Source organism: Paraburkholderia sediminicola, from assembly GCF_046027825.1.
Lineage (GTDB): Bacteria > Pseudomonadota > Gammaproteobacteria > Burkholderiales > Burkholderiaceae > Paraburkholderia > Paraburkholderia sediminicola_D.
The window spans coordinates 166,306-175,005 of the sequence record NZ_JAQQDU010000005.1 but is presented as its reverse complement, the minus strand read 5'-3'; the positions used below and the strand labels follow the sequence as shown (position 1 = coordinate 175,005).

The window sequence follows — 8,700 nt, the reverse complement described above, 5'->3', positions numbered from 1 at the left end:
GCACCCAGAAACAAACGCCGAGCAGGCAAAAAACCAACCACTATAATGTCGGCAATTCTGACAAGAGGTGCTTCATGATCATCAAACCGCGCGTGCGTGGCTTCATCTGTGTATCGACCCATCCGACCGGCTGCGAAGCCAACGTCAAGGAGCAGATCGAATACGTCAAGGCACGCGGTCCCATCGCCAACGGCCCGAAGAAAGTGCTCGTGATCGGCGCCTCCACCGGCTACGGCCTCGCCGCCCGCATCAGCGCCGCGTTCGGCGCCGACGCCGCCACGCTCGGCGTGTTCTTCGAGCGCGCCGGCAGCGAATCCAAAGCCGGCACCGCGGGCTGGTACAACACCGCCGCCTTCGAGAAATTCGCCAAGGAAAAAGGCCTGTACGCGACCAGCATCAACGGCGACGCGTTCTCCGATGAAGTCAAGCAACGCACCATTGAGGTCATCAAGCGCGATCTCGGCCAGGTCGACCTGGTGGTCTACAGTCTCGCCGCGCCCAAGCGCACGCATCCGAAGACCGGTGAAGTGTTCAGCTCGACCCTGAAGCCTATCGGCAAGGCCGTCAACCTGCGCGGCATCGACACCGACAAGGAAGTCGTCAAGGAAACCGTCCTTGAACCCGCCACGCAAGCCGAAATCGACAACACCGTCGCAGTGATGGGCGGCGAAGACTGGCAAATGTGGATCGATGCCCTCCTCGACGCCGGCGTGCTCGCCGACGGCGCGAAGACGACCGCGTTCACCTATCTCGGCGAAAAAATCACGCACGACATCTACTGGAACGGTTCGATCGGCGCGGCCAAGAAAGACCTCGACCAGAAAGTGCTCGGGATCCGCGAGAAACTCGCGGCCAAGGGCGGCGATGCACGCGTCTCCGTGCTCAAGGCCGTCGTGACGCAGGCCAGTTCCGCAATCCCGATGATGCCGCTGTATCTGTCGCTGCTCTTCAAGGTCATGAAGGCAAAAGGCACGCACGAAGGCTGTATCGAGCAGGTCTACGGGCTCTACAAAGACAGCATGTACGGCGCGACGCCGCACATCGATGAAGAAGGCCGTCTGCGCGCCGACTACAAGGAACTGGATCCCGAGGTGCAAGCCCGCGTCCAGGAACTGTGGACTCAGGTGAACAACGACAATATCTACGAACTCACCGACTTCAGCGGCTACAAGACCGACTTCCTGCGTCTCTTCGGATTCGAGATCGCCGGCGTGGACTATGAAGCCGACGTCAATCCGGACGTGCAGATTCCCGGGCTCGTGCAGGTCTGACGTTTGTTTGCGGGGTTCATCCGGCCCCGCAAACCGTGCGTTTTCAGTGTGATCGGCAGGTCATCCCAGGCTAACAACACGAGGACTGGCACGCGATGACGTTCGAAGCAGGCGAAGCGGCTATGTGGCGGCTCGTACAGCGTTACACGGGAAGAGTGGGATACCGGCGCGGTGTCAAGTCCGAAGGACTTTCAGCGAACCCGCCGGTCATCGATTGCTCGGGATGGACCGCCCTGCTTCTCACGCAGGCACTGCAAACGGAGGGCCGTCCCGCGGGAGGCAGCCCTGCGGAAAACGAGGCGGCCTCCCGCAGCGCTGCCTCCCGCATGCTGTTTGCCGTTGACGACATAGACGCGCTGCACGTGTGGTCCGATCGGATCATTCACGAGATCGAGCGCCGTACAGGATTCATTCTCCAGGCGGCCGAAATCACGGCCCATACCCTTCCGCGCTGCGCAACCATCGGGTTGAAGATGGGGGATCCCGCATGGGCGGCCAACCATCCCCGGCCACGTGGCATCACCCATATCGTTCAGGTCGTCCGCCGCCCGGAGGATGATGCCCCGTTCGTTTCCGAAGCGTTCGGCGGTTCTGTTGCGCCAGGCATCAGTCTTACACCGCTGACGGAGTGGCTGGCCCGCTCGCAGCCGCATATTCTCGCGAACGAAGTTTGGGCGGTGGACGCGTTCCGGTTGGGGTCGTAGCCGGACTGCCTATTAGCAGGGAAACGCCGCCTGAAGCGTGCGCAGAATGGCGAGGCCGATCGGAAAGTCGTCTGAAAGGCCCGGATGGTTGGTGAAAAACTGATCGAGCAGCGGATAGACGTTCTGGTTGCCAATCGCGAGATTCGGCGGCGGACAGAACAGCGGCGGGCGCTTCTTCGTCACCAGATCCCCATTCGCCCACCCCAGCGCGTTGATCGTGCCCGTGATGTAAGCCGCGTAGACCGAGTTGTTGTCGGCATGCGCCCAGAGCTTGTATTGCGCGGCCGTCATTTCGGCGCTTGCGTTGAGCGTAAAACAGGCCGCCAGCACAGCCAGTGCAAATTTCAATACCCGCATCTTTGAACCTTCAATCTGTATCGCAAAAGCGGCCATTGTAGGCGAGTCGGGCCGTGATACGCAGAAGCATCGAACGTTCAGGATTTCGTAAGAATCTCGCGGATATTTTTGTAAGCGATCATCTGCGAATGAGCCCGGCGACGTGAAGGTCGCCGTAACTGGGCAGCGCCGGCGTGTTCGCCGAGGCGCAAGCGCGCGCGCCACGCCGCCCACTGCGCCTCAAGTTCTCCCTTTTTTCGCCGTAGTCCTTGAAGGTAGCCCGAAAACCGTGGCCCGGCTCGGGTCGTGCCGAGGTGTCGCTGCAGGCGTTCCGATTCGTGCAATATCCTCCCCCTTCACGGAAACCATGATTTCGTCACTCCGCACCCGCATCCTGATCATTTCCTCCGCCACCGTCATCGGCGCGCTCGCGCTCTCGGGGGCCACCGCTTACGTCACGGTGCGCGCCAACACGATGGAGACCATCTCGCAGAACCTGAGCGCCATCGCCGGCGCCAATGCGCTGGCCATCGACAAGTGGGTGGCGGCCAAAGCCCAGGCCGTGAAGGTGACCGCGGAAGAAGTCGAGCACGGTGATCCGCAAGGCTTCGTCAAGCATATGAGTGCGGCGGACGGCTTTCCGATCACCACAGTCGGCTGGACCGACAAGACCTTTTTCTCGACCAGCAGCACCACGCCCAAGGACTACGACCCGACTGCGCGACCCTGGTACAAGGCTGCCGTCGCGGCCGGCACGCTGATTGTCACGAAGCCGTACGGCGACTCGTCGACGGGCGTGCCCTACGTGGCGTTTTCCGCGCCGATGATCCGTAACGGCGAAGCGACCGGCGCGTTGAGCGGCGCTGTCCCGCTCGACGGCGTGCGCGAAGTGGTCGCCGCCGTGCATCCAACGCCGTCAAGCCTGGCCTTCGTGGTGGCGCGCGACGGTCAGGTTATCGCGCATCCGGATGCCAAATTGATTCTCAAGCAGGCAACCGACATTTCCGCCGCGCTCACGCCGGACGCGCTGGCATCGCTCGCGCAAGCCGGCGCGCCGATGAAAGTCGATCTGGGCGGGGTTGCGAAGCTGCTCAAGGCGCAGCCCGTACACGGCACCGACTGGTATCTGGTGATCGCGCTCGACAAGGCGGAGGCCACGGCAGGTCTGGCCAACGTCCTGCAAGCGCTCGGTGTGGCGATGGTGCTGCTGACGCTGGCGGCGGTGGGCATTGCCGCGTTCTTCACCTCGCATTCGTTCCGCAGCCTCTCGCAGGTGCGCGATGCGATGGATACCATTGGCTCGGGCAGCGGCGATCTCACGCATCGCCTGCCGGTGGTCGGCAACGACGAGGTGGCGCAGATTTCCGCCTCGTTCAACGCGTTTGTCGACAAGATCGGCACGGTGCTACTCGAAGTGCGGGCCGGCGTCGAGAACATGAAGACCGCGACCAGCGAAATCGAAATGGGCAACCGCGATCTGTCACAGCGCACGGAAACGTCCGCCTGCAATCTGCAGAACACCTCGGCTGCCCTTACGCAACTGACCGCCAGCGTCAAACAGTCAGCCGAAGCCGCCATGGAGGCGACGCGGCTGGCGACCTCGGCGAGCCAGGCAGCGGCGCGCGGCGGCGAAGTCGTGACGAGCGCGGTCAGCACGATGGATGACATCGCCAGGTCCTCGGCGCGTATAACCGAAATCATCGGCGTGATCGATAGCATTGCGTTTCAGACCAACATCCTCGCGCTCAACGCTGCCGTCGAAGCGGCACGGGCCGGCGAGAACGGCCGCGGATTTGCCGTGGTAGCGGGCGAAGTGCGCACGCTGGCGCAGCGCTGCGCAACCGCCGCGCGCGAGATCAAGGACCTGATTCAGACCTCGGAAGCCAGCGTCGGCACCGGCGCGCAGCGTGTCCAGGCGGCCGGCGCCGCGATGCAGGAAATCGTCGCGGGTATCGACCGTGTGAATCGCGTCATTGGCGAAATCGACGGCGCGATGAATGAGCAAAGCGCCGGTATCAGTCAGATCGACCGCAGCGTCGCCGAGATGGACCAGGCGACACAACAAAACGCCGCCCTCGTGGAGCAATCGACCGCCGCCTCCGCGACGCTGAACGAGCAGGCGCACGGCCTGTCGCGCATCGTGGGCCTGTTCAGGCTGCGCCACGCCGACGCACGCGCTTGAGGGACACCAACGTCGGCACACCGACGACGCGACTTCGCTTAAAGCCACCGTTGCCAGCGGGCGCCAGATCGGCGATCTGGCACCAGCGCGAATGCGCGGCTTACGGCGTGCCGTTGCGGCAGTACGCCAGGTAGCCCGGGCGCGCGGCAAGGCGCGCCATATAAGCCGTCAGCGCAGGAAAATCGGCATGCTGCAGCGGCGTTTCGAGCCAGCGGTTGATCGAAAGCGCAATTGGAATGTCCGCAAGCGAGAACGACGGCCCGGCGATGAAGGCGCCAGTTGTCGCCAGTTGCCTGTCGACGATGGCAATATGCTTCGCCCAGTTCGCGCACGACAGGTCGATCTGCTGACGGTCCTGATGAGCCGGCGAGTGCCGGACCAGCGCGAGAAACGCATAGCTCCATGCCCGGTTCAGTTCGCTCGCCTGCCAGTCGATCCATTGATCGCACTTTGCGCGCTCGCAAGGGGCGCTCGGATAGAGCGATTCGCCGTCATAGCGGCCGGCCAGGTAACGGATGATCGAGTTGGATTCCCACAGGACGAACTCGCCGTGCCGGATCACCGGCACCATGGCGTTGGGATTCAACGCGACGAATTCGGGCACGTCGGTTGCCCTGAATCCAGCACCCCAGTCCTCCCGTTCAAACGGCAGGCTGAGTTCGGCACACGCCCACAGGACTTTGCGCACGTTGATGGATGAGGCTTTGCCTAGTATCTGGAGCATGGGATCGTGGCCGCTCGTTCGGTCGCTATGGATAAATTCGCCGGGAATCCGGCTCGAATCGTAGCGTATCGGCGGCGCGATAAACCGGACATAGACACTTTGTACGTTGCGCGCTGGGCCAGCCGCTAAGCATGTCTTGTGGCTGCTTTTCCGCCTAAGTGCTCTGGCACTCGCGTGATGAGCAAGGTGTGAACGCCGCGCTGACTGTGTCACCCCCTTCGTTCACAGTCAGCCGGCGCCAGGACAAAGGACAAACCAAGCTAAACCGACTCAAACCCCGTCAGCACATTCACCGCGTTCACTCCAATCGCGGCGACCGCGTAGCCGCCTTCCATCACGAACAAAGTCGGTTTCCCCAATCGTCCGATCGCCTCGCCGATGCGCAGATAGTCGGCGCTGCGCAGCTTGAATTGCGAAATCGGGTCTTCTTCAAACGTATCGACACCGAGCGACACCACCAGCGCATCCGGTGCGTAGTCAGCGACACGCGCGCACGCCGCGTCGAGCGCCACCGTATAGTCCGCCCACGCCGTACCCGGTTGCAGCGGGAAGTTAGCGTTGAATCCAAGGCCCGCGCCCGCGCCGGTTTCATCCGCGTGCCCGAGAAAGAACGGGTACTCAGTGCGCGGATCGCCATGTAACGACGCGAACAATACGTCCGGACGGTGATAGAAAATGCTCTGCGTGCCGTTGCCGTGGTGATAGTCGACGTCAAGAACCGCCACGCGTTTCGCGCCTGCGTCGAGGAACGACTGCGCTGCCACTGCCGCGTTGTTGATGTAGCAGTAACCGCCCATATAGTCCGCCGCCGCGTGGTGCCCAGGCGGGCGGCACAACGAAAACGCGCCGCGTGCGCCCTCCCTCACGTGGCGCGCGCCGGTCAGCGCGACATCCACTGCATCGCTCACGGCAGCCCACGTGCCCGCGGTAATCGGCACACCCGCATCCATCGAGTAGTAGCCAAGCTTGCCGTCGATATCTTCCGGCACGCGGTCCTGCCGCATGCCGCGCACCGGCCATATGAGCGGCAGCGCGTCGTGCTTGCGGCCGAGCGCGCTCCATTCGTCCCATGCGCTGCCGAGAAACGCAATGAAGCCCTTGTCGTGAATACGATGCACTGGATCGAGCCCGAACGATGCGGGCGCAATCACGTCGCCGAGTTTCGTTTCGCGCACCCGTTCGAGGATGAAATCGGCGCGGCTCGGCATTTCGAAGCAAGGCTTCATTTCGCCGTCGATCAATTCAGCATGGCCATGGTGTAGCCGGTGCCGATCGCTATACACAGTCAACATGCAACGTCTCCTAAGGATGCTTGCTGCTCGAATTCGATACGACGCTCAAGCTCGACCTTCGTGGGTACGGTGTTCGCCATCGCTCGTCCCGAGGAGGCCGTAGCAGGCCGGACGCCGGTCGCGAAACACGCCCCATGCGTGACGTGCCGCGGCAACCGCGTCCAGATCGAAACGATGCAGCAGGATCGCGGGCTCGTCGCGCCCCGCTTTTTGCACCTGCTCGCCGTACTGATCAGCGATGAAGGATGAGCCGTAGTAGCGCTGCGGGAAGTCGCGGCCTTGCTCGCGGCCGGTGCGGTTCGCGGCAATCAACGGCACGAGGTTCGCGCCTGCATGGCCCTGCATCACGCGCTGCCAGTGCGCGCTGCTGTCGAGCGAGGGGTCTTGCGGTTCGCTGCCGATCGCGGTCGGATATAACAGCAGTTCGGCGCCGAGGAGCGCCATCGCGCGGGCCGTTTCCGGAAACCACTGGTCCCAGCAGATACCGACGCCGAGTGTGCCGTACCGTGTCGGCCAGACGCGAAAGCCCGTGTCGCCAGGCGTGAAGTAATACTTCTCGCTGTAGCCCGGGCCGTCAGGAATATGGGTTTTGCGGTAGCGGCCGAGCACGCTGCCATCGGCGTCGATCATCGCCACCGTGTTGAAGAAAACGTTGCCGGCCCGTTCGAAGAAGCTGATCGGCAGGACCACGTTTAATTCGGCGGCCACGCGGCTAAAGCGCTTGATAGCAGGATGGTCCTCGTACGGCAGTGCATGGCGGAAGTGCTTCGCGTCCTGTTCGGTGCAGAAGTACGGCAACTCGAACAACTCGGGCAGCAGAATCACCTGCGCACCCTGGGCCGCCGCTTCGCGCACCAGGCGCTCAGCCTCGGCGAGGTTAGCCTCGCGATCCCATCCCGGGACGGCCAACTGGATTGCCGCCACATTGACTGCTCGCATCTCGTGTCTCCTTTGTATTCGTCTGGGAAAATTCTGCCCGAGGTGCGCGGATGAGCGATAACGGAGAAGCGGTCATCGAGGGGATAAATGTGGCCAATCTGGTTGGGGTGGCCGGGGTGGACATAGGTCAAGACGTGGCTTCACAGCGCATGGCCACGCGGTCGATGGCTGGTAGGCTTCGAAGAGACTGTCGACAGAACCGCTGACTACGCGCAGCGGTAGTCGCTCGGGCAATGACCGGTCCAACGGCGGAACGCGTGCCGGAAGCCGGCCGTTTCGCTATAACCGAGCCGCTCGGCGATATCCGACATCGACAGGCGCGTCCGCACCAGGTAGTCGAGCGCGAGATCGTGGCGCACGCGGTCGAGCAGCGCCTGGAAGGCGGAGCCGCTGCCCGCCAGACGCCGTCTGAGCGTGCGTTCCGACACGCACAGCGCATCGGCGAGCGCGCGCAGCGAACCGTAGCGGCGTGGGTCGGAATACAGCAGGCGCAGGCTGCGCGCGGTCACGTCGTTACCCGCCGCGGTGGCCCATTCGCGCTCCAGTTGCGCGCATTGCTGGCGCGCCATCAGATAGCTCACCGGCTCGGCGAGCGGCAACGGTTCGTCGAGCCAACTGGCCGGAAAAATCAGCGCGTTTTCGGTGGCGTCGAAGGTGGCGTGACGGCCTATCCGTTCTTCGTAGGCATCCGCGTGCGCCGGCGCACCGAACGTAACCTCAAGCGCCGCAGGTGCGCGCCGCGCTGACAGCACGTCGCAGACGATCGCCCACATCGACGCGAGACACATGTCGGTATTGAGCACCGTGAGATCGGGCCGGTAGTGATAATCGGCCGCAACGATCGCCGCTTCGTCTCCGTTGCGGCGCAGCGAAACCTTGAAATAGCTCCCGAGCAGTACGGGAAAGTCCTGGGCGCATTGCAGCGCGTCGCCGAGCGTGGGACTCACCAGCATCGCGTAACCGAGGATGCCGTAGCTCGAAATATGCATGGCGCGGCCGATGTCCAGCCCGATGCGCGTATCGCCGCAGGCACGCAGCGCATTGGCGAACACGATCAGCTCCTGCGCGTGCGTGACGAGCCCGGACGGCTGGCGCAACCCGGGCTCGCCGACGCCGCTGCCAGCCAGCAACACATCAGCGCCGATCCCCTGCCGCTCCAGCAAGGAGACGGTGGCGGCAATCGTATGCAAGGTCGCGACGCATTGGGCCGGCGACGGGCATGGCGAGCTCGGTGCATCGGTCATGGGCGGTT

8 protein-coding genes are annotated in these 8,700 nt (G+C 63.4%); 3 read left to right on the top strand and 5 right to left on the bottom strand.

What is annotated here, in order from left to right; all coding sequences use genetic code 11:
• Positions 1–74 precede the first annotated feature (74 nt).
• Positions 75–1,271: an enoyl-ACP reductase FabV gene (gene fabV, locus PQQ96_RS04625; protein WP_408289365.1), complete on the top strand. Its 1,197-nt coding sequence runs from the start codon at positions 75–77 to the stop codon at positions 1,269–1,271.
• A gap of 95 nt (positions 1,272–1,366) precedes the next feature.
• A complete protein-coding gene (locus tag PQQ96_RS04620; protein ID WP_408289363.1) occupies positions 1,367–1,975 on the top strand; it encodes a hypothetical protein in 609 nt (202 codons plus the stop codon).
• Between the two features lie 12 nt (positions 1,976–1,987).
• Here PQQ96_RS04620 and PQQ96_RS04615 read toward each other — a convergent pair whose 3' ends face one another.
• Positions 1,988–2,332, bottom strand: coding sequence for a Rap1a family protein (locus tag PQQ96_RS04615; protein WP_408289360.1), 345 nt, complete (start codon positions 2,330–2,332; stop codon positions 1,988–1,990).
• Positions 2,333–2,678: 346 nt separating this feature from the next.
• Between PQQ96_RS04615 and PQQ96_RS04610 the strand changes: the two genes are divergently transcribed.
• Positions 2,679–4,493, top strand: coding sequence for a methyl-accepting chemotaxis protein (locus PQQ96_RS04610; protein ID WP_408289357.1), 1,815 nt, complete (start codon positions 2,679–2,681; stop codon positions 4,491–4,493).
• A 100-nt stretch (positions 4,494–4,593) separates the two neighbouring features.
• On the opposite strand, the gene PQQ96_RS04605 is transcribed toward PQQ96_RS04610, so the two are convergent.
• The 4 genes from PQQ96_RS04605 to PQQ96_RS04590 form a co-directional block, all read right to left on the bottom strand.
• Positions 4,594–5,217, bottom strand: coding sequence for a glutathione S-transferase family protein (locus PQQ96_RS04605; protein WP_408289355.1), 624 nt, complete (start codon positions 5,215–5,217; stop codon positions 4,594–4,596).
• 260 nt (positions 5,218–5,477) lie between these two features.
• A complete protein-coding gene (locus PQQ96_RS04600) occupies positions 5,478–6,509 on the bottom strand; it encodes a histone deacetylase family protein (RefSeq protein WP_408289353.1) in 1,032 nt (343 codons plus the stop codon).
• Positions 6,510–6,554: 45 nt separating this feature from the next.
• On the bottom strand, positions 6,555–7,448 hold the full coding sequence (gene aguB, locus PQQ96_RS04595; RefSeq protein WP_408289350.1) for an N-carbamoylputrescine amidase: 894 nt from the start codon (positions 7,446–7,448) through the stop codon (positions 6,555–6,557).
• A gap of 206 nt (positions 7,449–7,654) precedes the next feature.
• Positions 7,655–8,692 (bottom strand): AraC family transcriptional regulator, encoded by a 1,038-nt coding sequence (locus PQQ96_RS04590; protein WP_408289347.1) that lies wholly within the window; start codon positions 8,690–8,692, stop codon positions 7,655–7,657.
• Positions 8,693–8,700 lie beyond the last annotated feature (8 nt).